Source organism: Bradyrhizobium sp. JHI2711 (genome assembly GCF_056156565.1).
This window is the reverse complement of record NZ_JBPZPT010000001.1, coordinates 1,319,149-1,342,636: the sequence shown is the minus strand read 5'-3', so window position 1 is coordinate 1,342,636 and position 23,488 is coordinate 1,319,149. Positions and strand designations below refer to the sequence as shown.

Annotated in this window: 22 protein-coding genes; 10 read left to right on the top strand and 12 right to left on the bottom strand. The window is 65.2% G+C overall.

Translation table 11 applies throughout. The features are described from left to right. The first annotated feature begins 2 nt into the window (after nucleotides 1–2). Nucleotides 3–1,115, top strand: coding sequence for a polyamine ABC transporter substrate-binding protein (locus tag ACTEK7_RS06530; RefSeq protein ID WP_225146554.1), 1,113 nt, complete (start codon nucleotides 3–5; stop codon nucleotides 1,113–1,115). Nucleotides 1,116–1,214: 99 nt separating this feature from the next. On the opposite strand, the gene ACTEK7_RS06525 is transcribed toward ACTEK7_RS06530, so the two are convergent. The 6 genes from ACTEK7_RS06525 to ACTEK7_RS06500 all read right to left on the bottom strand — a co-directional run bounded on the left by ACTEK7_RS06525 (nucleotide 1,215) and on the right by ACTEK7_RS06500 (nucleotide 6,001). Beyond that, entirely contained in the window at nucleotides 1,215–2,147 is a 933-nt protein-coding gene (locus ACTEK7_RS06525; RefSeq protein WP_225146555.1) for a lipid A biosynthesis lauroyl acyltransferase, read from the bottom strand. Nucleotides 2,148–2,155: 8 nt separating this feature from the next. After that, complete coding sequence (locus ACTEK7_RS06520; RefSeq protein WP_036001392.1) at nucleotides 2,156–3,433, bottom strand: beta-ketoacyl-ACP synthase; 1,278 nt, start codon at nucleotides 3,431–3,433, stop codon at nucleotides 2,156–2,158. A 21-nt stretch (nucleotides 3,434–3,454) separates the two neighbouring features. Beyond that, nucleotides 3,455–4,660, bottom strand: coding sequence for a beta-ketoacyl-ACP synthase (locus ACTEK7_RS06515; protein WP_225146556.1), 1,206 nt, complete (start codon nucleotides 4,658–4,660; stop codon nucleotides 3,455–3,457). Continuing rightward, on the bottom strand, nucleotides 4,657–5,127 hold the full coding sequence (locus tag ACTEK7_RS06510) for a 3-hydroxyacyl-ACP dehydratase FabZ family protein (protein WP_036001387.1): 471 nt from the start codon (nucleotides 5,125–5,127) through the stop codon (nucleotides 4,657–4,659). The genes ACTEK7_RS06515 and ACTEK7_RS06510 overlap by 4 nt, the downstream gene beginning before the upstream one ends. A gap of 10 nt (nucleotides 5,128–5,137) precedes the next feature. Further along, the gene (locus ACTEK7_RS06505) at nucleotides 5,138–5,425 is read right to left on the bottom strand and encodes an acyl carrier protein (RefSeq protein ID WP_007592476.1); all 288 of its coding nucleotides are present in this window, start codon (nucleotides 5,423–5,425) and stop codon (nucleotides 5,138–5,140) included. A 234-nt stretch (nucleotides 5,426–5,659) separates the two neighbouring features. Beyond that, the gene (locus ACTEK7_RS06500) at nucleotides 5,660–6,001 is read right to left on the bottom strand and encodes a hypothetical protein (protein WP_036001385.1); all 342 of its coding nucleotides are present in this window, start codon (nucleotides 5,999–6,001) and stop codon (nucleotides 5,660–5,662) included. A 323-nt stretch (nucleotides 6,002–6,324) separates the two neighbouring features. Here ACTEK7_RS06500 and ACTEK7_RS06495 point away from each other — a divergent pair, with 323 nt between their 5' ends. Next, on the top strand, nucleotides 6,325–6,954 hold the full coding sequence (locus ACTEK7_RS06495; protein WP_036022321.1) for a ParB-like protein: 630 nt from the start codon (nucleotides 6,325–6,327) through the stop codon (nucleotides 6,952–6,954). Between the two features lie 11 nt (nucleotides 6,955–6,965). Here the strand turns inward: ACTEK7_RS06495 and ACTEK7_RS06490 are convergent, their stop codons facing one another. Then, complete coding sequence (locus tag ACTEK7_RS06490) at nucleotides 6,966–7,121, bottom strand: hypothetical protein (protein WP_165637160.1); 156 nt, start codon at nucleotides 7,119–7,121, stop codon at nucleotides 6,966–6,968. Between the two features lie 231 nt (nucleotides 7,122–7,352). Here ACTEK7_RS06490 and ACTEK7_RS06485 point away from each other — a divergent pair, with 231 nt between their 5' ends. The 3 genes from ACTEK7_RS06485 (at nucleotide 7,353) to ACTEK7_RS06475 (ending at nucleotide 10,448) form a co-directional block, all read left to right on the top strand. Next, on the top strand, nucleotides 7,353–7,496 hold the full coding sequence (locus tag ACTEK7_RS06485) for a hypothetical protein (protein WP_167361652.1): 144 nt from the start codon (nucleotides 7,353–7,355) through the stop codon (nucleotides 7,494–7,496). 235 nt (nucleotides 7,497–7,731) lie between these two features. Beyond that, complete coding sequence (locus ACTEK7_RS06480) at nucleotides 7,732–7,899, top strand: hypothetical protein (RefSeq protein WP_167361653.1); 168 nt, start codon at nucleotides 7,732–7,734, stop codon at nucleotides 7,897–7,899. Then, complete coding sequence (locus tag ACTEK7_RS06475) at nucleotides 7,896–10,448, top strand: cation-translocating P-type ATPase (protein WP_225146557.1); 2,553 nt, start codon at nucleotides 7,896–7,898, stop codon at nucleotides 10,446–10,448. Before ACTEK7_RS06480 ends, ACTEK7_RS06475 begins: the two co-directional genes overlap by 4 nt. On the opposite strand, the gene ACTEK7_RS06470 is transcribed toward ACTEK7_RS06475, so the two are convergent. The 3 genes from ACTEK7_RS06470 to ACTEK7_RS06460 all read right to left on the bottom strand — a co-directional run bounded on the left by ACTEK7_RS06470 (nucleotide 10,445) and on the right by ACTEK7_RS06460 (nucleotide 13,494). Continuing rightward, nucleotides 10,445–10,948 (bottom strand): MgtC/SapB family protein, encoded by a 504-nt coding sequence (locus ACTEK7_RS06470; RefSeq protein ID WP_036001373.1) that lies wholly within the window; start codon nucleotides 10,946–10,948, stop codon nucleotides 10,445–10,447. The genes ACTEK7_RS06475 and ACTEK7_RS06470 overlap by 4 nt on opposite strands. 10 nt (nucleotides 10,949–10,958) lie before the next feature. Continuing rightward, a complete protein-coding gene (locus ACTEK7_RS06465; RefSeq protein ID WP_225146558.1) occupies nucleotides 10,959–11,540 on the bottom strand; it encodes a peroxidase-related enzyme in 582 nt (193 codons plus the stop codon). A 214-nt stretch (nucleotides 11,541–11,754) separates the two neighbouring features. After that, nucleotides 11,755–13,494, bottom strand: coding sequence for an ATP-binding protein (locus ACTEK7_RS06460; RefSeq protein WP_225146559.1), 1,740 nt, complete (start codon nucleotides 13,492–13,494; stop codon nucleotides 11,755–11,757). Nucleotides 13,495–13,863: 369 nt separating this feature from the next. Here ACTEK7_RS06460 and ACTEK7_RS06455 point away from each other — a divergent pair, with 369 nt between their 5' ends. Next, nucleotides 13,864–14,829 carry a catechol 2,3-dioxygenase gene (locus tag ACTEK7_RS06455; RefSeq protein ID WP_036001365.1) on the top strand — a complete coding sequence of 322 codons (966 nt, stop codon included), beginning with the start codon at nucleotides 13,864–13,866 and terminating at the stop codon, nucleotides 14,827–14,829. 116 nt (nucleotides 14,830–14,945) lie between these two features. On the opposite strand, the gene ACTEK7_RS06450 is transcribed toward ACTEK7_RS06455, so the two are convergent. After that, nucleotides 14,946–18,470, bottom strand: a complete 3,525-nt coding sequence (locus ACTEK7_RS06450) for a molybdopterin cofactor-binding domain-containing protein (protein ID WP_225146560.1) — start codon at nucleotides 18,468–18,470, stop codon at nucleotides 14,946–14,948. Next, nucleotides 18,470–18,952: a (2Fe-2S)-binding protein gene (locus ACTEK7_RS06445; RefSeq protein ID WP_225140159.1), complete on the bottom strand. Its 483-nt coding sequence runs from the start codon at nucleotides 18,950–18,952 to the stop codon at nucleotides 18,470–18,472. The genes ACTEK7_RS06450 and ACTEK7_RS06445 overlap by 1 nt, the downstream gene beginning before the upstream one ends. A gap of 265 nt (nucleotides 18,953–19,217) precedes the next feature. Between ACTEK7_RS06445 and ACTEK7_RS06440 the strand changes: the two genes are divergently transcribed. The 4 genes from ACTEK7_RS06440 to ACTEK7_RS06425 are packed head-to-tail and all read left to right on the top strand — an operon-like array spanning nucleotide 19,218 to nucleotide 23,403. Continuing rightward, the gene (locus tag ACTEK7_RS06440; protein WP_192893441.1) at nucleotides 19,218–20,675 is read left to right on the top strand and encodes a 6-hydroxynicotinate reductase; all 1,458 of its coding nucleotides are present in this window, start codon (nucleotides 19,218–19,220) and stop codon (nucleotides 20,673–20,675) included. Next, the gene (locus ACTEK7_RS06435; protein ID WP_225146561.1) at nucleotides 20,672–21,568 is read left to right on the top strand and encodes a UPF0280 family protein; all 897 of its coding nucleotides are present in this window, start codon (nucleotides 20,672–20,674) and stop codon (nucleotides 21,566–21,568) included. Before ACTEK7_RS06440 ends, ACTEK7_RS06435 begins: the two co-directional genes overlap by 4 nt. 15 nt (nucleotides 21,569–21,583) lie before the next feature. After that, nucleotides 21,584–22,168 carry an amino acid synthesis family protein gene (locus ACTEK7_RS06430; protein ID WP_025035619.1) on the top strand — a complete coding sequence of 195 codons (585 nt, stop codon included), beginning with the start codon at nucleotides 21,584–21,586 and terminating at the stop codon, nucleotides 22,166–22,168. Nucleotides 22,169–22,200: 32 nt separating this feature from the next. Then, a complete protein-coding gene (locus ACTEK7_RS06425) occupies nucleotides 22,201–23,403 on the top strand; it encodes an ABC transporter substrate-binding protein (protein ID WP_225146562.1) in 1,203 nt (400 codons plus the stop codon). Nucleotides 23,404–23,488: the final 85 nt, after the last annotated feature.

Below are 23,488 nucleotides of genomic sequence, written 5' to 3'. Positions count from 1 at the left end.
AGATGACGAACGTCGGCCGCTCCGGCTTTGGCCTTGGTTTCGCGATCGCCGCCGCGCTGACGTTGCTCTCCGCTCCCGCAGGTGCCGAGGAGCGGGTCGTCAATTTCTACAACTGGTCCAACTACATGGCGCCTGACGTCCTTGAGGCCTTCACCAAGGAGACCGGCATCAAGGTCGTCTACGATACCTTCGACGCCAACGAGACGCTGGAGACGCGCCTGATGGCCGGCAAGTCCGGTTATGACGTCGTGGTGCCCACCGCTTATTTCCTGCAGCGCCAGATCAAGGCCAATATCTTCCAGAAGCTCGACAAGTCGAAGCTCCCGAACCTCGCCAATGCCTGGCCGGTGGTGACGCAGCGCCTCGCCACCTACGACCCCGACAATGTCTACGCCGCCAACTACATGTGGGGCACGACGGGCATCGGCTACAACATCGCCAAAGTGAAGCAGATCCTTGGGGCTGATGCGAAGATCGACAGCTGGGACATCGTCTTCAAGCCGGAGAACCTCGCCAAGTTCAAGGACTGCGGCGTCCACATGCTCGACTCCGCCGACGACATCTTCCCGGCGGCGCTGAGCTGGCTCGGGCTCGATCCGAACTCGACCAAGCAGGCGGACCTGGAAAAGGCCGCCGATGCCGTGGCGAAAGTCCGCCCCTCCGTACGCAAGTTTCACTCGTCCGAATATCTAAGCGCGCTCGCCACCGGCGAGATCTGCTTCGTGGTCGGCTGGTCCGGTGACATCATGCAGGCCCGCGCCCGCGCCGCGGAAGCCAAAAGCGGCGTCGAGATCGGCTACACCATTCCGAAGGAGGGCGCGCAGATGTTCTTCGACAATCTCGCGATCCCCGCGGATGCCAAGAATGTTAGGGAAGCCTACGAGCTGATCAACTATCTCTATCGCCCGGACGTTGCCGCCAAGAACTCGGACTTCCTGTCCTACGCCAACGGCAACCTCGCCAGCCAGAAGCTGGTGGATCCAAAAATCCTTGATGACAAGAACATCTATCCGGACGAGGCGACGCTGGCAAAACTGTTCGTCATCACGGCGCGCGAGCCGGCGACGCAGCGGATCATCAACCGGCTCTGGACCAAGGTGAAGACGGGGCGGTAGTAGCGCCTGTCATTGCGAGGAGCGAAGCGACGAAGCAATCCAGACTGCTTCGGTGGAACGATTCTGGATTGCTTCGCTGCGCTCGCAAGGACGGAGTATTTACCGCCACCTTCTGTGCAGCCATAGCCACTGGTCGGGATGCTCGCGGACCCAGCTTTCCACGACGCTCGTGATCGCCTGCGTCGTGCCCTGGATGTCGATCTTGCCATCGGCATCGCGCACCGGCTGGATCTCTTCGGTGAGCTCGCCGCGGAAGCGGCCGTCGGGCAGGCGGATGATGCGCACGCCGTGGATCGGGCACTCGACCTGGCGCAAGAGGCGCGCCAGCATCGGATTGGCGCGGGTCTTGCGGCCGAAGAACGTGACCTCGACGCCGGCCGTCAGATACTGGTCGATCAGCATGGCGACGTGCTTGCCGTCCTTCAGCGCTTGCGCGAGCCGCAGCGGCGCGTCGCGGCCGGCCGGGATCAGCGTGCCCATGTTGACCTGGCGCATCTCCTGGATGATGCGATCGGCCGAGGCGATGTTCGGGCGGCGATAGAGAATCGCGGTGTCCAGGCCATGCGCGACCGCGGCGAGCGCCGGCAATTCCCAGTTCGCAAGATGTGCGGCGAAGATCAGCGCCGGCTTGCCGTCGTCGCGGATCTGGTCGAACAGCTCGATGCTGCGCGGGGAAATCTCGATGCGACTCTTCTCGGGGACATCGCGGGCGTAGTCCCAGACCTGGTCGATATGGGCGAACTCGGCGCCGACGCGGCCGAGATTGTCCCAGACGCCCATCAGGATCCGTTCGATCTCCTCCGGTGACTTCTCGGGGAAGGCGGCGGTGAGGTTGGCGCGGCCGATGCGGTGCTCGCGCAGGCGCGGCCCGATCAGCTTGACGGCACGCGCGAAAAAGTCCGAGGTCTTGGCCGGATCGAAATAGCGCGTGGTGCGCAGCATCGCGACGGTCGCGGCGCCGATCAGGCTGCCGCCGAGCGATTTGGCAGCCTCCCGCGCGCGGGCCTTCGTGCTCGCAGGAAGCAGCGCCATGCGTCCGGTCAGGCCGGTTCGCGGGTCAGGATCAGTGAAGCGTTCTGGCCGCCGAAGCCGAACGAGTTCGACATCACCGCGGTCACGCGCGCATCGCGCGCCTTGTTGCCGACGACGTCGAACAGGATCGTGGGATCCGGATTGTCGTAGTTGATGGTCGGCGGAATGCGCTGATGCTCGAGCGTGAGCAGCGAGAAGATCGCCTCGACTGCGCCGGCGGCAGAGATGGTGTGGCCGACCATCGACTTGTTGGAGGTGACCGGAATCTTCTGCGCGAGCTCGCCGAAAACGGCCGACGTCGTGTTGAACTCCATCTTGTCGTTCTCGGGCGTCGCGGTGCCGTGCGCGTTGATGTGGTCGATCTGATCCGGCGTCATGCCGGCATCGGCCAGCGTCTTGTTCATGCAGCCGATGATCGGCTTGCCGTCGGGCGAGGAGCGGGTGCGGTGGAAGGAATCGGTGAGCTCGCCGCAGCCGGCGATCACGCCGAGGATCTTTGCGCCGCGCGCGGTGGCGGCCTCGTAGCTCTCCAGCACCAGCGCGCCGGCGCCTTCCGCCATGACAAAACCGTCGCGGTTCTTGGAGAAGGGACGGGAGGCCGCCTGCGGCGGATCGTTCTGGGTCGACAGCGCCGAGAGCAGCGAGAAGCGCACCAGCGCTTCCGGGTTCACGGTGCCGTCGGTCGCGACGCAGAGCGCTGCGTCCGTCTCGCCGCGGCGGATCGCCTCGACGCCGAGCTGGATCGAGGTGGCTCCGGACGCGCACGCCGTCGACAGCGAGATCGGCGAGCCCTTGGTGCCGAAGGTCTCGGCGAGATAGGCGGCAACCGAGCCGAACATGAAGCGATGATGATAGGCGCTAAACTTGCCGCCGCCGGAGATGCGGAGCAGATCGTCATAGGTGATGTCCTGCTGCCCGACGGCGCGACCGAGCTCGCGGCGCTGCGGCCATTCGACCTCGACCGGCGCCACCGCGAGGAAAAGCGGACCCGGGAAATCGGCCTTGGCGCCGATGCCGGCCTGCTCTAGCGCTTCCTGCGTCACCAGCTCGGCCATCCGCTCGGACAGGGCGGTGGAAGAGAACGGATCGGCGCTGACGAAATCGACCGTGCCGGCCATCGTGGTCTTGAGGCCGTCGATCGGAAAACGCGTGATGGTGCGGATACCGGATTCGCCGGCGACGAGCTTTGCCCAATTGTCGGATTTGCCGGCGCCGAGCGAGGTCATGATGCCCATGCCGGTGACGACGACGACGGGACGCCCGAGTTTGTCGCGTGGTGCAGTCATGTCGATCCCCGCTTGAGCTGATTAAACCGCCTCGACCAGCGCCATGCCTTCGCCGCGCCAGTGTCCGGCTCCCACCACCACGATCTGGGTGGGCGCGCCCTGCATTTCAATCTCGGTCCCCGTCGAATCATTCGGCGGGAACAGCGCGCCGCGCGAGATCGACAATGCGGCGAGGGCAATGCCGAGCGGGAATTGCGTTTCCATGGCGTGGCCGAACACCGTGCCGGTCGAGCGCACCGGAAAGTCGGCATGGTTCTTCAGGAAGTCGCGCTCGTCCGAGGTCGCAGGCTCCGCGCCGGTCGCCCCGGTGATGATCGCGCCCTTGCCCTCGCGCCTGGGCAGCTTGTCCCACAGTTTCTCGAGCGTCGCGGTCATGTCGCCGGGCTGCTTGCGTTTGGCGAGGTCGGCGACGACGCTCGACAGCTTTGCGAACGGCTTGGCGCCGCGCGCTTGTGCATGCGCCTTCGATTCCAGCACCAGGAAGGCGCCGGCCGAGCCGAGCGCGAAGCCGGGATGGTCCTTGCGCGCCCACACGGGCGCGAACTTGTCCTTCAGGTTGAAGTCGCCGAACTCGTAGAGGACGAGCAAGTCCTTGCGCTCGCCGTTGTACGAGCCGCCGACCAGCGCGATGTCGCTCTCGCCCGAGGCGATGCGCGCGAGCGCGATGCGGGCGGCGTCGGCGCCGGCGACCTCTTCGCCCATGAAGGTGCGCGAGGTGCCACCCAGACCGTGCACGATGGCGATGTTGCCGGCGAGCAGGTTGGAGAGCTGGGCCAGGAACAGCGTCGGCCTCAGATCGCTCATCAGCCGTTCGTTGAGGAAGCCCGGCGCGTTAGCGCCCTTGGCCTCGGCGGTGAGAATGCCGCTGTCGACGTTGATGTCGCGCTCTCCGCCGCCGGCGGCGACGACCATGTCGATCTTCGACAGGATGTCCTTGTTGCCTTTGATGCCGGCGGAATCGAGCGCAAGACCGGCGGCATAGGTGCCGATGCGCTGCCAGGCTTCCATCTGGCGCTGGTCGCCCTTCTTCGGGATCTGGCTGTCGAAGGATACCGGCATCAAGGGATGCACGATGTAGGGCGCAAAGCCCTTCTCGTCGACATTGATGCGCTTCTCGGAAAGCGCGGCCCAGTTGGCGTCGAGGCCCTCGCCGAGCGAGGTGGCGAGCCCAATGCCGGTGATCCAGACCTCGGTCTGGCCCGGCTTCAAAGCAGGAGTGTCAGTCATGACGATACGGCCTGTTGCGGAAAGCCGACGCGCTCGGCGACCTTCGCCATGTATCCGCGCATATCCGCATTGGGGAAGGGAATCAGCGTGAAGGTCAGCGCCGAATTGGCGCGCAGCTTGCCGCCGACCCGGATCTTGGCTTCGGTCATGGCATAGCCGGAGCCTTCATGGGTGAGGCTCGCCTCGATGCTCATGAGGTCGCCGGGGAAGACCGAGCCGCGGACCTTGGCCTCCTTCACGGCGGCCAGGATCGGCATGCGTTCGAATCGGAACACGCCGAGTTGAAGCCAGCCCGAGGCCTGCGCCATCGATTCGATCAGGAGCACGCCGGGCATCAAGGGATAACCCGGGAAGTGCCCCTCGAAGATGGTGCTTTCCTGCGGGACCTGCGCTTCGACGACGATCGTCTTCTCGTCGACCTTGAGGTCGACGATGCGATCGATCATGTGGAAGTATTCGAGTTGCATGACTGCGCCCTTAGGCGCTCGCGCCCTTGGCCGCAACCAATTCGTCGATGCGGGCGCACAGGTTCTTCAGCACGAAATATTGCTCGGTGGTCGCCTTGCCGTCGTTGACCTCCTGAGTCCACTTCTCCAGCGGCAGCTTGATGCCGAACTGCTTGTCGATCGCGAAGGCGATATCGAGGAAATCGAGGCTGTCGATGCCGAGGTCATCGATGGCATGGCTATCCGGCGTGATCGTGTCGCGCGGGATGTCGCAGGTTTCAGCGATGATCGTGGCGACCTGATCGAATGTGGAGGACATCACTAAGCCTTTGATATATTGTAGGTATTTGTCAGATTGTCCAGAGTGGCACGGTGGCTGGGCATCGCGCCCCTGATGACGCCCTCAAACCCCCCTCTGGCCGGGTCGAAAGCCCGTATATCGGAGCGCCGCCCTGAGTTCAATGGAGCCGGGCAGGCCTCCGGGGACAGCATCGGACGTGGCTGGGGATGCCGGCTGGGTCCGTCCGCCGCGAGGTCCGTGCCGGGCCGGTCCCTAAATATGCGGCGTTGTGATCTTGACGCAGTCGCGGCGGCCCATCAGCACGCAATCCTGGGTCCGGCGCAGGTCGGCGATGCTGACCGCGAGCCAGATCCCGATCGCCGTCAGCGCGATGGTGAAGGCGAGCGCTGCGATGTTGGCAAGCATGCGCTGCCGGTAATTGTCGGGCTCGGCACGCGGCTGCTCGTAGCGTGACAGGTCCAGCCGTTCGGGCGTGCCGCGGAGCGGTTGCACGGAGCCATTGCCGCGCTGGACCCTTGGAGAAGGCGGGGTGCGCGGCCTGAACTGGAGCACCCGGTGCTCCTCATCAGAGCTTATGGGCCGCTGATTGTTCATGGGGCGGGGATCACTCCGAAGCAGCGATCTAGATAGCATAGGTGAGGCACGCGTTGCAGTAAATCTTTGCAATGCCAGGATGCATTTGTGCGTTCGTACTATTTTGCGCATGGACCGGTGTGCCGCGATCCAGCAACGGGCCATCGTGCCCGTCGCGAGCGTTGCGCTGCAACGCGGGCATAGCGACAGCCATTGAGGACGTCTTTTTACCGGCCGGCATCGACTTGTGATCTGCGCGTCTTCCGAACGGATTTTGCCACCGCGGGACCCGTGGCATAGTCGCGGGAACCCGAACCGTTCGTTGCTGCCAGGGGCCTTCGATCATGACCACGACCAACGCGCGCGAGCCGAGAGTGCATCCGGTTCCGATCCTGTCGCTCCGGCCGACGCAGATGACGGTCGGCATGCGCGAGGTCAAGGAGAAGCGCAGGCGCTGGCGCGAGCACGGCAAGAAGAAGCAGGCGGATCTGCTCGGCAAGCACATGATCCCCGTCGTTTACGGCCCCGACGCGCGCTACTACGTGATCGACCATCATCACCTCGGCCGCGCGCTGCACGATGAAGGCGTCAGGGAGGTTCTGGTGACCGTCGTCGGCGATCTCAGGATGGTGGAGCGCGAGGCGTTCTGGGGCGTCATGGACAACAAGCGCTGGGTCTATCCTTACGACGCCAAGGGCGAGCGGCGCTCGTTCCGCGACCTGCCGAAATCCGTCGCTGACCTCAAGGACGATCCGTTCCGCAGTCTTGCCGGCGAATTGCGCCGCATGGGCGGCTTCGCCAAGGACACCACACCGTTCTCCGAATTCCTGTGGGCCGACTTCCTGCGCCGGCAGGTCTCGCGCAAGGCGGTGGAGGCCGATTTCGATAATGCGCTCGAGAAGGCGATGGCCGCGGCCAGAAGCAAGAATGCGATCTATCTGCCCGGCTGGTGCGGCCCGGCGGACGACGACTGAGGGTATTCACGTCAGTCGCGCTGGAAGATCCTGGCGCCGGGATAGGCGCGGCGGGCGTAAGTTACCACCAGCGCGCGGTCCTGGGTGTCCAGGAACGGCGTTCGGATCTGGCTCGATCCGACGATGAGGTGCCACAGGCCATTGAGCTTCTGGATCACGATCTTCATTTGCGTAGTCCTTGATGACTCCCATTCCGGCGAATGCTGCTGCGGGTAATTCCCAACACGGCCGCCGCTCCAAAACACGTCGACCCCAGTTAGTTGGTTACTCAATGCACCCAGATAAGCCGGATCTCATCACAGCCGCTTGAGCGAAATTAATTTCCGCGCCCACGAAACCGTCCTGAAACAGAGCCGTCCCAACTCTATGGGGTAGTCGAGCTCACACAGGAGGCGAACATGCGCCGTCTGGCTTTCGTAGTTGGCTTGCTCGCGGTCGCTTCGGCGGGAATCTCTGCATCCTTCGCCGCAGTCCACCACGCCAAGACGTTGACGTTCGCGGAGCGCTTTGCTCCGGCGCTCGAGTTGATGGCGAAGCGCTAGCCGCATACGCCTCGCAGCCGTGAGCGATGCAGCGGCTGTTCGCTGCTGGGCGGACATCACGTCGCAGTCGCCGACCGATGATGGCCGGGTCAGGTTTGACTTGTCGCAAACTTGCCTCGCCCTGAGCGGCTAAGGTCTGCCTGCATGGTTGCAGAGACAGCGTTGTGCCCCGATGGGAGGGCCCCCGGGCTCCAAGTCATGCAGATCTTGTCATGCAGATCTTGGAGGCACGACCATGAGCGTCATCTTTCGCATCCTCTTTGTCCTCGCCGGCGCGATCACGGCGCTGTTCGTTGCGCGTGACGCGCTGAACTTCACCATCATCCAGACTTTCGTCGCCGTCCTGCTCGCCACCGCAATCGTCGGTGCCGGCAGCTTCTGGAGCCTGCGGCGGAAACCGTGAGCGAGGTGCAACGCGGAGGTGCGGCCGGTCTGAGTGAGACCGAGGCGCGGGCGAGGCTCGCGGCAGACGGCCCCAACGAACTGCCTCGGCCGGAACGACGCAGTCCGCTGCGCATCGTGGTGGAAGTGCTGCGCGAGCCGATGCTCCTGCTGCTGCTCTGCGGCGGGCTGATCTACCTCGTGCTCGGCGATCTCAAGGAGGCGGTGATCCTGCTGGCGTTCGGGGCGATGTCCATCGTGATCACGGTGGTGCAGGAAACCCGGACCGAGCGCGTGCTGGAAGCCTTGCGCGACCTGACCAGCCCGCGGGCGCTGGTGGTGCGTGACGGTGCGCGCCGGCGAATTGCCGGCCGCGAGGTCGTGCAGGGCGACCTTCTCGTCCTCAGTGAAGGCGATCGCGTTCCCGCCGACGCCGCGCTCGTCGAAGCGCGGGACCTGCAGATCGACGAGTCCCTGCTGACCGGCGAGTCGGTGCCCGTCCGCAAGAAGACGGCCGACAAGATCAAAGTAGCCGCTCACCGGCCCGGCGGCGAGGATCAGCCGTTCGTGTATTCCGGCTCGCTCGTCGTGCGCGGCGAGGGGTTGGCGCTGGTCGAGGCCACCGGGCCGCGCAGCGAGATCGGGAAGATCGGGCTGTCGCTTCGCGGCTTGCAGGCCGAGCCGCCGCGGCTTCAGCAACAGACCGCAAGGCTGGTGCGGCTCTGCTTCCTCGGCGGCGCCGTGATCAGCCTGGCCGCGATTGTGCTCTACGGCGTCTCGCGCGGCGACTGGCTGCAGGCGCTGCTGGCAGGCGTCGCCATCGGTATGTCGATGCTTCCGGAAGAATTCGGTGTCGTGCTCACGGTGTTCATGGCCATGGGTGCGTGGCGGATTTCGCAGGCCCGCGTCCTGACGCGGCGCGCCGCCGCCATCGAGGTCCTCGGCTCAGCAACAGTCCTGTGCACCGACAAGACCGGAACGCTGACGCAGAATCAGATGTCGGTCGCCGAGCTGCGCCTGCTGGACGGCGCGCGCCTGCGCGCGGAGGCGTCCGGACCGGATCAGGTCGGGCGCGAATTCGCAGAGCTGGCGCGCTGCGGGGCACTGGCAAGCTCTCCGGAGCCGTTCGATCCGATGGAGAAGGCGCTGCATTCGTTCGCGCGTGGTGTCCTGCGGGACGGCGACGCGATGGATGGCGAGCGGACGCTGGTGCGCACCTATGGTCTGCGCCCCGAGCTGCTGGCCATGACCCAGGTTTGGCGGACAGCCGGAGGGGCGGACCTCGTCGCATGCGCCAAGGGCGCGCCGGAAGCGATTGCGCGCCTGTGCAGGCTGAACGAGGCCGATCGGGAGGCCGTGCAAGCTGCCATCGGGGCAATGGCGAAGGACGGGCTCCGGGTGCTGGGGATGGCGGTTGCCGTTTGCGATGAGGCTTCCCTGCCGGCATCCCAGGAGGCTTTTGTATTTCGCTTCGTCGGCCTGGTCGGGCTTGCCGATCCGTTGCGGCCTCATGTTCCGGAGGCGGTTCGCGAATGCCGTTCGGCCGGCATCCGCGTCATCATGATCACGGGCGACTATCCGGCGACCGCCATGGCGATCGCCGCGCAAGCCGGGCTCGACGTCGATGAGGTCGCGACCGGGGAGCAGGTCAAGCTCGCTGACGACCGCGAGCTCGAGGCACTCGTCAGGAAGGTGAACGTCTTCGCGCGGGTTCTGCCGGAGCAGAAGCTGCGGATCGTGCAGGCGCTGAAGCGCAGCGGCGAGATCGTCGCGATGACGGGCGACGGCGTCAACGACGCGCCGTCGCTGAAGGCCGCCCATATCGGAATCGCGATGGGTGGCCGCGGCACCGACGTCGCTCGCGAGGCATCCTCGATCGTCCTGCTCGACGACGACTTCAGCTCCATCGTCGCATCCATCCGCCTCGGTCGCCGGATCTACGACAATCTGCGCAAGGCCATGGCCTTTATCTTTGCCGTCCACGTGCCGATCGCGGGTCTTGCGCTGCTTCCCCTGGTGTTCGGGCTGCCGCTGGTGCTCGGCCCGGTGCACATCGCCTTTCTGGAGCTGATCATCGATCCCGTCTGCTCGCTGGTGTTCGAGGCCGAGCGGGAGGAGCGCGACGTCATGAAGCGTCCGCCGCGGCGTGCCGATGCGGAGCTGTTCTCGTGGCCCCTGATCGCCTGGAGCGTTCTGCAAGGCACGATGGCCTTCGCCTTGATCGCCGTGATCTTCGTCGCAGCGCTTCGTTCCGGCCTTCCGCCCGAGGAGGCTCGCACCCTCGCATTCATCGCGCTCGTCGTCTGCGTCCTCGCGCTGGTGCTGGTCAATCGATCCTTCAGCGCATCGTTCTTGTCCGCCTTCTTCCGTCCGAACGCGGCATTGCTCTGGATCTTCCTCTTGATTGCGCTCGTTCTCGCCACAGCCTTGTTCTGGCCGCCGGCCTCCGGCCTGTTTCGCTTCGGTCCCCTGCATCTTGACGATTTGATGATCACGCTCGGCGCGGGAGTGCTGGTGCTCACGGCGCTCGAACTGCTGAAGCCGTTTTGGGGCCGACGGTTGCGATTCTAATCGCTCTCCCGCTGACCCGAGCTCGGCGAGGTCTCCGTCCGCTGAGGATCTTCCTTGCCGCCAAGCATACGATGCAGCCGGCGCTCGAGGCGGCGGCCAATCGTCAGCAGCACGAAGGCCAGCGCCAGGGCGACGACGACGATCTTCCATTGTCCGGCGCCGCAGACGATGCCGAGGCAGGCGGCAAGGAAAGTGCAGGCGGCGCTGGTGAGGCCTCGAACGCGAAACCCGGTGCTTTGGTGCACGATGACGCCGGCGCCGAGAAAGCCGATGCCGGTGAGGATGCCCTGGATGACACGGCTGGCGGCGTCGACGACCCTGGCCGGTTCGGCGAGCTGCAATGCGAGCAGAACCACGCTCGCGGTGGAGAGCCCGACGATGCCGAGCGTCTTCAGCCCGATCGGCTTGCCGTGCAGGTCGCGGTTGAGGCCGATCGCGCCGCCGGCAAGCGTGGCCGTGCCGAGGCGCAGCAGGATTTCGGGCCAATCGAGCTCGGTCATGGCGCCTCGATCACGTCTTCGGCAGGCGGCCCATCAGATAGAACTCCTCGTTCGGCCGCATGCCCGTGAAATTCGCCAGCCGGTTCGACAGCGCGAAGAAGGCCGAGATCGCGGCGATGTCCCAGATATCATCGTCGCTGAAGCCGTGCGGCGCGAGAGCGGCGAAATCGTTCTCGGAAATCCGCTGCGCGTCTACCGAGACCTTCATGGCGAAATCGAGCATCGCCTTCTGCCGCGGCGTGATATCGGCCTTGCGGTAGTTGATGGCGACCTGGTCGGCGATCACAGGGTTCTTGGCGCGGATGCGCAGGATCGCGCCATGGGCGATCACGCAATATTGGCACTGGTTGGCCGCCGACGTCGCCACCACGATCATCTCGCGCTCGGCCTTGGTGAGGCCGCCGTCTTTCTCCATCAGCGCGTCGTGATAGGCGAAGAAGGCGCGGAACTCGTCGGGGCGATAGGCCAGCGTCAGGAACACGTTCGGGACGAAGCCGCTCTTCTCCTGCACGGCAAGGAGGCGCTTACGGATGTCGTCGGGCAGGGTGTCGAGGGCGGGGGCGGGAAAGCGTTGCGCGGCGGTCTTTGTCATGGGCATGGATTCCGGCTTGGGGCGGGAACCATAGTCGATGCGGAAGGCGGGCTCAATCTGCCGGTCCGAAGTGGCCGCGACGAAGGTGTCAGGTGGGAACGACGTTCCATCCTCCGTCATTGCGAGCGCAGCGAAGCAATCCCGAGTCCCCCCGGCGGAAAGACTCTGGATTGCTTCGCTGCGCTCGCAATGACGATGTGGATGGAGCGAGGCCTTACCGCAGCGGCTTCTTCAGCAGCGAGAAGCGGTCCGGATCGAGGCCCATCGAGGGTTGCAGCATCGGGGCTTCGACGCTGGACATCGTCTTCGCGGGCGGTGCCGAGAACACGGGGTCGTTCGGCACGTCGCGCTGCGAGGTGGCGCCGCGCCAGCGTTCGAGCACGGCGCTGACGAAATGCATGTCGTGGCCGGAGGTGACGGAGGGCACGCTCGAGATGGTGGCCTCGCCGCGCGGCAATTGGTGCGGCGGCACCTCCTTGAAGCGCAAGCGGGTCGGCAGCGCCACGCCTTCGCCGAACGCCAGCACCTCGCGGGTGCCGAGCGACGGCACGAAGGAGAGCAGGTTCGCGGCGGCGTCCGACACGGCGGCGCGCAGCAGCGCCTGGTCGCGGTCGTTGGCGAGGCGCATCGTGAACAGCGTGTTGCACTGGGAGATGATGGTGGCGTCGAGCTCGGCGGGGCGCTGGGTGATGAGGCCAAGATAGACGCCGTATTTGCGGCCTTCCTTGGCGATGCGCGATACCGCCTTGCGGGTCGGGCCGAAGCCGATGTTGCGGTCGGCGGAGGCGTAGCGGTGCGCCTCTTCGCAGACGAACAGCAGCGGCGAGACGCCGTCGCTCCACAGCCCGAAGTCGAAGGCCATGCGGCAGAGCACGGAGACGACGGAATCGATCACCTCGGCCGGGAAGCCGGCGAGCTGCATCACGGTCATCGGCTTGCCGTTGGCGGGCAGGCGGAACAGATGGCTGATCACCTCGGCCATGGTGTCGCCGCCGACATTGGCGTTGTCGAACATGAAGGCGTAGCGAGGGTCGTTGCGCACCGCCTCGATGCGCGAGATTAGCTTGTGATAGATGATGCGCGAGGAGCGGTTCTCGAGCTTGCCCATGCGCTCGTCGATCAGCGACAACAGGTCGACCAGGCGATAGGGCACAGGCGTATCGACGGTATAGCCGATCTGCTTGGGATCGATGCGCTTAAGGCCGATGCGGTCGGCGTTCTGGTACTGGGTGTAGACGCCTTTGGCGAGCGGGATCACCTCGGCGAGGATGTCGAGCTCTTCCGGCACGCCGGCGCGGCCGCCGAACAGCACGTCGACGATTTCCTCGAAGTTGAACAGCCAGAACGGCAGCTTCAGGTTTCGCGGGTTGAGCACCAGCGCGCGGTCGCCGAAGCAGCGGCCATATTCGTTGTGCACGTCGAGCAGGAAGATGCGCAGGTTCGGCCGCGCCTTCAGGATCTCGTTGAGCAGCAGCGAGACGCCGGTCGATTTACCGACGCCGGTCGATCCCAGCACGGCAAAATGCTTGGACAGCATTTCCTCGACGTCGACATAGGCGATGACCGAGCGGTCCTGCTGCAGGAAGCCGACATTGATCTGGTCCGAGCCGGTCGGCGCGTAGATCGTGCGCAGCTCCTGGCTCGTGATCAGGTCGACGGCATCGCCGATGGTCGGATAGTTGGTGACGCCGCGCTGAAATTTGGCCTTGTCCGCGGCATTGAGGATCTCGCCGAGCAGGTCGACCGAGGCGATGGCAATGTAATTGTCCGAGCCCGACAGATTTTCGCAGGAGACCTCCGTGATCATCGCAACGATGACCGAGCTGGCGCAGCGAATGCTGACGAACCGGCCGACGGTGGCCCGCACCTCCGAGATCGGCATCCGGCTTTCCGCCAGAAGCCCAACCCGGGCAAGCGATCCGCGAACCGAAATCACGCGTCCAAAGGATGTCACGATGAATGAACCTGGCAAGAGCAAGGGGAGTTGCCCGGACTATGCGCGGCCGTCGCTGCACAAACGGTTAAACGCCGGACGCGCCGGCTCCGTTAAATCCGCGGTAATTCGGTCGGGAGCCTCGCCGCCAATGCCTGCTTATTGGCAGAATCGCCGGGAAAATGCTGCATTTTCCGGACCTTTCAGGTGAGATGGTCCTTAAGGAAGAGTTTACCATTCGGGCAGGCTGCCCGTCTCGTCCGGAGGCCGGCGGTCAGGCGCCGATCGCAGCAGGATACCGGCTGCTTTGTTGACTGGACCTAATGATTTGTACATTAGTACAAATGAGGCGCCGCGCCGAAAGCCCCGCGTCCGATCCAGGAGGAAAACATGCAGCCCGAACCGATCCTCGACCTTGCCCACCTCGGCCACATGGAGCTGCTGACGCCGAAGCCCGACGAGAGCCTGAAGTTCTTCGTCGATGTCATGGGCATGACCGTCAGCGGACAGAAGGGCGAGTCGGTCTATTTGCGCGGCTGGGACGATTACGAGCGCTATTCGCTCAAGCTCACGGCGTCGAAGACCTCGGGCATGGGCCACATGGCGCTCCGTGCGCGCAGCCAGCAGGCGCTGGAGCGGCGCGTCGCCGCTCTGAAGGGATCCGGCTTCGACATCGGCTGGATCGACGGCGACATGGGGCAGGGGCCGACCTTCCGCTGCCGCGACCCCGATGGCCACATCGTCGAGCTCTATTACGAGACCGAATGGTATCAGGCGCCGCCGGAGCTCAAGCCCGCACTAAAGAACCAGGCGCAGCGCTTTCCGGCGCGCGGCGTAAACGTCCGCCGGCTCGATCATCTCAATTGCCTCGCCGTCGACATCAAGGCCAACCGCGAGTTCTTCGAGAATTACCTCGGCTGCCGCCTCACCGAGCAGATCGTACTCAACGACGGCCGTGAGGCCGCGATGTGGCTGACGATGTCGAACAAGAGCTACGACTTCGCCTATTCGCTCGATCACTCGGGCGTGCCGGGCCGCTTCCATCACGTCACCTACGCGCTCGACAGCCGTGAGGAGATTCTGCGCGCCGCCGACATTTTTCTCGAGAACGGCGTGCACATCGAGACCGGGCCGCACAAGCACGCGATCCAGCAGACCTTCTTCCTCTATGTCTATGAGCCCGGCGGCAACCGCGTCGAAGTCGCCAATGCCGGCGCGCGTCTCATTCTCGCGCCCGACTGGAAGCCGATCGTGTGGACCGAGGAGGAACGCAAGAAGGGCCAGGCCTGGGGATTGAAGACGATCGAGTCCTTCCACACCCACGGCACGCCGCCGGTGGAGGTGAAGCACGACTAGCGTATTCACGCAGTGTCATTCCGGGGCGACGCGAAGCGGCGAGCCCGGAATCCATAACCCCGGCTGGTGGTTATGGATTCCGGGCTCCCTCGCTATGCTCGGGCCCCGGAATGACGTTAGTGGGTCGAACTTCGCACCCGCGAGATCGTCTCGCGCACGCCGGTCCAGGCCGGCTTGTCCGGCGCGAACTGCTTGCGCAAAAACGTCACGAGCTCCTCGACCTGTGCATCGCTCATGCTATTCCCGAACGCGGGCATGTAGCCGAGATCGCTGGAGACTGGGTCTGCAATGCCGTGCAGGATCACCTGCACGAGATTATCCGCCTTCGTGCTGTGAACGTTGCTGTTGAGCGCGAGCGAGGGCCGCGTGCCGAACAGCGGCAGGCCGCCGACCTCGTGGCACACGGCGCAGGCGCCTTGATAGAGGCGGGCGCCCGCGGAGGAGGCGACCGTCACTTGCGTTGCGCTCTCGAGCTTGGCGGCGAGCGCATCCGGCGCTGGTGTATCGGCCGTGTCGTTGAAGGAGTTCAGATAGACCGCCATCGCGCGGATGTCCTGGTCGGGCAGGGCTTTGAGATCCCTGACGACAGGCGCCATCGGGCCGGCCGCGACACCGTGGTAACGCGAATGGCCGGTGCGCAAATAGGCGTAGAGCTCCTCCTCGCTCCACGGAATCGGCGCGTGCGAGAGCGAGGTCAGCGCCGGCGCTTCCCAGCCCTCGGCAAAGCCGCCGGCGAGATAAGCATTGCGTTGCTCGGCGCCGAGCGCGTTGCGCGGCGAATGACAGCCGCTGCAATGGCCGAGACCTTCGACCAGATAGGCGCCGCGATTCCATTGATCGGACTTGGCGGGATCAGGCTTGAACTCCTTCGTGTCGTGGAACAGCGCATTCCAGCCCGCGAGCAACGAGCGGAGATTGTAAGGGAAGGCGAGTTCGTTCGGCGGTGCCGTCGCACGCACTGAAGGCTGCGCCATCAGATACGCATAGAGCGCCTGCATGTCCGCGTCGCTGGTCTTTGCAAAATGCGTGTAGGGAAAAGCGGGATAGAGCTGCCGTCCGTCGCGATGCAAGCCATCGCGCATGGCGCGCTCGAAGGCCGGATAGGACCAGGCACCGATACCGGTCTCGACGTCGGGCGTGATGTTGGTCGAATAGATCGTGCCGAATGGCGTCTCCAAGGCGCGGCCGCCGGCGTTGAGCGCGCCGCCAATGCTGGTATGGCACTCCGCGCAATTGCCAAGCGCTGCAAGCTGCTCGCCGCGGGCGATGGTCGCCGCGGAATAGACCGACGCGTCGGGCCGTGCGATCGGCGCAATCGCGCGACCTGGAAGGAACGCCGCACCGATGCCGATGGCAGCGGTGCAGACGGCTGCGATCGCTGCAGCGATACCGGCGCGCCTGGCGAACGGATTCGCCCAGACCCGGGATGGCCGCGATGCCGCCGGTGCGGGCAGAGCCTGCGGCGTCACCGCCGCATCGCCGCGCAGACCCTTGAGGATTCGCTCAGGCGTGAACGGCGGCTCGCGGAAGCGCACGCCGGTGGCATCGAAGATGGCGTTCGCGATCGCCGCTGCGCTCGGCACCGAAGCAGACTCGCCGACGCCGAGCGGCGGCTGGTCCTGCCGCGGCAGCATCAAGACGTCGATCTTGGGTACGTCGGGGAAGGGGATGATGGGATAGGCGCCCCATTCGCGCGCGGCCACCGTGCCGCGTTCGAACGACACCTCTTCCATCAGCGCGCGGCTGGTGGATTGGATGACGTTGCCCTGGATCTGGTGGCGCACGCCGTCCGGGTTAATCATCAACCCGGAATCCTGCCCCGCGACGACGCGCGTCACGCTGACGTCGCCGGTCGTCTTGTTCACCGCGACGTCGGCAACCCAGGCCGACCACGCCGCGCCGTAACCCGGAAACTTGCTGTGGACGTAGAGCGCATATGCAAAGCCGCGCCCGTGCACGACCTCGCCGTCCTTCTCCTCTCGGACCGGCCGCGGCGTCCAGCCCGCGCGCTCGGCCACCGCATTGACCAGATCGATCGCGCGCGGGTCTTTCAGATAGCGCAGGCGATATTCGATCGGATCGACGGCGGCTTCGGCCGCAGCCTCGTCGATATAGGATTCATGCGCAAAGGTGTTCGGCAATGCCGAGACGCCGCGGAACCAGGAGGCACGCACGATCGGCGGTGTGTCGTGGGCGACGACGCGCATGTGCTCGTAATCGTAAGGCGGGATCGCGGTGCGGTCGCCCATCTGGAGCACCGCGGGTTCGGGCGAGATCCGACCCGTCAGCAGCAGCGCCAGCGTCGGCGCGGCGTTCGAGGGATAGCGCGTGGCGAGATCGTAAGCGGCGATGCTGCCGTCAGCGTCGAGGCCGCCATTGACGTCGATGAGCTGCGCGGTGCCTTTGGGCTCCCAGGCATGCTCCTGCTCACGCGTCAGCTGCACGCGGACCGGACGGCCGACGGCGCGCGACAGCAGCAGCGCATCGGCGGTGACGTCGTCGGCGCAATTGCGGCCGTAGCAGCCGGCGGCCTCCAGCCGGATCACCTCGATCTCGCTCTCGGGGCGCTCGATCAGCAGCGCCAGGTCGCCGCGCAGCACGTGCGGGTTCTGCGTGCCCGACCAGACGCGGATGTTACCGTCCTGAAAGTCGGCGACGGCGCAGGAGGGGCCGATCGAGGCGTGCATCTGATACGGCCAGAGGTAAGTGCGCTGCATCGGCTTGGCCGCGGCTGATATCGCCTTGTCGACCTCGCCCTTGTCGATCAGCGTGCGCGGCGTCGATGGATTGGCACGCAGGGCGGTCTCGACATCGCCAAGATCGGTCAGCGTCGGCGTCGGCTTCCAGCTCACCTTGAGCTGCTCTGCCGCACGGATCGCATTCTCCTCGCGCTCGGCGACGACGCCGACGAAATCGCCGATCCGCACGACGGCGACAAGGCCGGGAATGTCGCGCACGGAGGATTCGTCGACCGCAATGAGGCTGGTGCCGACGAACGGTCCGGCATCGACGCCAGCATAGGGCGGCCGCACCACGCGGCCATGCACCATTGCTGATACTCGGACGTCGTGCACGAAAGTCAGCTCGCCCGTGGCTTTAGCAGGTAGATCGACGCGCGGCACCGACTGGCCGACGATCGCGTAATCGCCGACAGGCTTGAGCTCGACGTCATCGGCGAGCTCGAGGCGGATCGCTTCGTCGCCGATGAGCTCGCCATAGCTGACGCTGCGATTGTCGTGGCCGCGAACGAGTCCGTCCTCGATCTTGAGCTCGGCTTCGGGCAAGTCCAGGCGTTCCGCCGCGCGCGCGATCAGAAAGTGCCGGGCTTGCGCCGCAGCCTTCCGCAGCGGCACGGCCGTGATCTGGATGGTTTCGCTCGCGATCGTCGCGCCCTGGTTCGGCACCAATGCCGTGTCGCCGAGTACGACGATGACCCGGGCAAAAGAAACGTCGAGCTCTTCGGCGACGATCTGGCCCAGCGCAGTGCGGATGCCGGTGCCGAGATCGACATGGCCGTTATAGGCCGTGACCGAACCGTCCGCGGTGATGCGGACGAAGGTTTCCGATGTGACCTCGTCCACGCTGCGCGCGACGATGAGCGAACCCGCACGCTCAGCTCCGTTCGTAACAAAGGACGCCATCAATCTGCGGCCTCGGTGAGCTGGCCCGATGCGCGCATCACTGCGCGAAGGATCTCGACATGCGTGCCGCAGCGGCAGAGATTGTAGCGCAGCGCCGCCAAGGCCTCCCGTTCGGTCGGCCGCGGGTTGATCGCGAGCAACGCCTTGGTGGTCATGATCATGCCGTTGAGACAATAGCCGCATTGTGCGGCCTGCTCGTCGATGAAGGCCTGCTGCACGACGTCGGGCTTGTCGCTTGTGCCGAGGCCTTCGAGCGTCACGATGTCGCGCCCGGCGCAGCCGCTCACCGGAATCACGCAGGAGCGTGCCGCCAGTCCGTCGATCAGGACAGTACAGGTGCCGCATTCCCCCAAGCCGCAGCCGTATTTCGGGCCGTTCAGCGCGAGATCATTGCGCAGCACGTAGAGCAGCGGCGTGTCGCGCGCTGCCGTGACCTCGTGGATCCTGCCGTTCACGGTGAGGCGGATCGGTGTCTGCGTCATCCTCGTTTCCAAGCCCAAGACGATATCCAAGATCATGCAATCGCGAAAATCGGACGCCGCGACGATACCGTTTGTACACAAACGTGCAAGCCATGCATGCCGCACTGCAGCGCGGTTGCCTTCTTTGTGGACAGGGCGGATAGGCAAATGAGGTTTTATGCGGCAGTGGCATCTTTTGCGCTGCACCGCCGCTTGACAGCCCCGGGGCAGCGCGCGCAACATCGTTCGTATACGAATGATAACAGCGGTGTCCGCCGGCTCCGACATGGTGACAGAAACGACGAGCGCCGTCATCGACAAGATCCGCTGCGATGCTTGTCCGGTGATGTGCTACATCAAGCCCGGCGCGGCGGGGGCCTGCGATCGCTATGCCAATCACGACGGCAAGCTGGTCCGCGTCGATCCGCATGTCATCCTGGAGCGCACCGTCTCTCACGGCGGCAAGCTCGTCCCGTTCAGCCGCACCGAGGACTGGGACGGCAAGATCGTCCACGAGCCCTCGACTTTCGTGACGGCGATCGGGGCAGGCACGACCTATCCCGACTACAAGCCGGCGCCGTTCATCGTCTCTGCGGAGGTCGACGGCGTCGACATGGTGACGGTCGTCACCGAGGGCATCTTCTCCTATTGCGGCATCAAGGTGAAGATCGACACCGACCGCTATCTCGGCCCGGAGACCGCGACCGTGCGCGCGCAGGGCGAGGCGGTCGGCCACGTCACGACCAGCGAATACGGCTCGCAGATGCTCTCGCTCGGCGGCGTGCATCATCTCACCGGCGGCTCCAAGAAGGAGGGCCGCGTTACCTGCGACACGCTGATGGACCTCGCCAATTGCAAGGCGGTCGAGCTCACCATCGATGGCGGCGCCACCGTGGTGGTGCAGGCCGGGCAGCCGCCGATCGTCAACGGCGTGAAGGAAGAGCGCATGCGCGTCGGCTGCGGCTCGGCGACGATCGGCATGTTCGCCAAGCAATGGCACGGCAAGGTGGACGAAGTCGTCGTGGTCGATGACCACATCACCGGCGTGCTCAGCGAGCATCAAGCGGGCAAGCTGCTCGACATCGCCGACACCGGCATCAAGATGAAGGGCCGTCGCTCGACGCCCGGCCGCTATTTCCAGGTGGCCGATCCAGGCACGGGCTGGGGCGGCACCAACATCTCAGATCCCCTGTCGATCCTTGGCCCGTTCGATGCCAAGGAAGCGAAGCCCGGTCTGACCATGCTGATGGTCTCCACCACCGGAGAGCATTCGTCCTATTACGTGCTCGATGAGGCCTTGAAGCCGGTCGAGACCGAGATGCCTGACGACTTGAAGTTCTCGGTCGAGCGCATCCAGGAAAATTGCGAGCCCGCGTTGTGCACGGTGTTGTTCATGGCGGGCGCGGGCGGCTCCTTGCGCGCTGGCGTCACCGACAACCCGGTGCGGCTGACGCGCTCGGTGAAGGATGCGCTGACGCGCGTCACCAGCGGCGGCGCGCCGGTCTATGTCTGGCCCGGCGGCGGCATCACCTACATGGTCGACGTGACGCAGATGCCGTCAGGCGCGTTCGGCTATGTGCCGACACCGGCCCTGGTCGCGCCGATCGAATTCACCATGAAGCTGTCCGACTATGCCGCGCTCGGTGGCCACATGGATTATGTGAAGCCGCTCTCCGAGGTGCAGAGCGGCGACGATGTCCGCCAACTGCCCTGGCAGAACCCGATTCCGGGGCCTCGCACATGACCGGGCGCCCGCAAATCGCATTGTTGTCTGATGGCCGGCGGCTGCATTTGCAGGATGGACCGATCGATCTGATCGTGGAGGCGAGGGGACGTACGGATGCGGTGCGGGTCGCCTATGAGGCTGCGGCGCTGCGGTTCACTGGATTGCTCGACGAGCTTTGCGCGGAATTGCCAGGGCTGCGTACGGCGGTCGAGGAGAAGACCTCGCTGAAGGGCGTTGTCGCCCGCCGCATGCACGCTGCCGTCGCGCCTTATGCCGCCGATTGCTTCATCACGCCGATGGCGGCCGTTGCCGGCAGCGTCGCGGAGGAGATTCTGGCCGCGATGCTGCGCGCTGCACCGCTCGATCGGATTTACGTCAACAATGGGGGCGACATCGCGCTGCATCTCGGTGTGGGCGAGCATTTTTCGGTCGGCCTGATGGATCGTCCCGACCACGACGGCGTGATGCGGAGGATGCGGATCGATGCGAACGATCCGGTGCGGGGCGTCGCGACCAGCGGTCGGCACGGCCGCAGCTTTTCGCTCGGGATCGCCGATGCCGTGACCGTGCTGGCCGCAACCGCTTCGCAGGCCGATGCGGCCGCGACCGTGATCGCCAATGCCGTCGATCTGCCCGGGCATCCCGCCGTCATCCGACAGCCTGCGAACGAGCTTCAGCCCGACAGCGATCTGGGCGCACGCCTTGTGACGCGCGGTGTCGGCGAGCTGTCTCACGATGAGATCGCAGCCGCGCTTGAATCTGGCGCGGAATGTGCACGGCAATTGTTCGATCGCGGACTGATCGAAGGTGCCGTGCTGCGGCTTTGTGGTGATATGCTTGTCATCGGAACAAAGGATATAGAAGAGCAACGATCGCGCCCGCGTGTGCTGGAGAACGCGGTCCATGCCTGAACAGGGAAGCGAAACATGAGCGCGATCATCCGCAAGATCGTCACCGTCGTCGAAGAGACGCAGATGGAGATGGGACGCCAGGTGTCGCCGCCGACCCGGCGTGCCGCCGCGATCGCCGTGATCGAAAATCCTTTCGCCGGAAAATATGTCGAGGATCTTTCGCCGCTGATCGCGATCGGCGAGGAGCTGGGCGAGCTCTTATCGAAGCGCGCCGTGGCGGCGCTGGGCATCGATGGCGCCAAGGCGCACAGCTACGGCAAGGCCGCGGCCGTCGGCGAGAACGGCGAGCTGGAGCATGCCGCCGCAATCCTCCACCCCAAGATGGGCGCGCCGGTGCGTAAAGTTCTGGGCAAGGGCGCGGCGCTGATCCCGTCCTCGAAGAAGCGCAGCGGCCCCGGCACGACCCTGGACATTCCGCTGGGGCACAAGGACGCAGCCTTCGTCCGCAGCCATTTCGACGGGATGGAGGTACAGATCAACGATGCGCCGCGCGCCAACGAGATCATGGTCGCGGTCGCCGTCACCGACAGCGGCCGTCCGCTGCCGCGCGTCGGCGGGCTCACGGTCGCGGAGATCAAGGGCGAAGACGGTCTGAGATAGAAGTCGTAAGCGAGTTCAAATTGGAGGTTGGGATGCGAGCAAGAAATTACTTCGTCGGCGCGGCCTTCGCGCTTCTGGCAGGCGGCATGGCCCATTCGGCCCTGGCGCAGGACATCAAGATCGGCGAGATCAACAGCTATTCGCTGCTGCCGGCATTCACCGAGCCCTATCGCAAGGGCTGGCAGCTTGCGGTCGAGGAAGTCAACGCGGCCGGCGGCATCAACGGCAAGAAGCTCGTCGTCATCTCCAAGGACGACGGCGGCAAGCCGGCGGACGCGCAGACCGCGGCCAACGAGCTCGTCTCGAGCGAGGGCGTCGCGATGCTCGCGGGAACGTTCCTGTCGAACATCGGTCTTGCGGTCTCTGACTTCGCCAACCAGAAGAAGGTCTTCTTCCTCGCGGCCGAGCCGCTCACGGACGCCATCACCTGGTCCAAGGGCAACAAGTACACGTTCCGCCTGCGTCCCTCCAACTACATGCAGGCGGCGATGCTGGTGGAAGCCGCCAGCAAGCTGCCCGCCAAGCGCTGGGCCACGATCGCGCCGAACTACGAATACGGCCAGTCGGCGGTCGCGGTGTTCAAGAAGCTGATGTCGGAGAAGCGCCCCGACATCCAGTGGGTCGACGAGCAATGGCCGCCGCAGGGCAAGATCGACGCCGGCCCGGTGGTGCAGGCGGTTGCCGCCGCCAACCCGGAAGCGATCCTCAACGTCACGTTCGGCGCGGATCTCGTCAAGCTCGTGCGCGAAGGCAACACCCGCGGCCTGTTCAAGGGGCGTGAGGTCGTCTCCTTCCTCACCGGTGAGCCCGAATATCTCGACCCGCTCAAGGACGAGACGCCGGAGGGCTGGATCGTCACCGGCTATCCCTGGTACTCGATCAAGACGCCCGAGCATGACGCGTTCCTGAAGGCGTACCAGGCCAAGTACAACGACTATCCGCGTCTCGGCTCGATCGTCGGCTACCAGACCATCAAGGCGGCTGCGGCGATCCTGGCGAAGGCGGGCTCGACCGATCCGGAGAAGCTGATCGCAGCGGCCGAGGGGATCTCGATGCCGTCGCCGTTCGGCGAGATCACCTTCCGTAAGATCGATCACCAGTCGACGCTCGGTGCCTATGTCGGCAAGACCGCGCTGAAGGACGGCAAGGGCGTGATGGTGGACTCGTCCTACAAGAAGGGCGCGGACTATCTGCCAAGCGACGCCGAAGTCGCCAAGCTGCGCCCGAAGGATTGAGTTCTTTCTCCCTCGCCCCGCTCTTCGCGGGGAGAGGGTTGGGGTGAGGGGCTCTCTCCACGCCCCGCGCTGGTGGAGAGAGCCC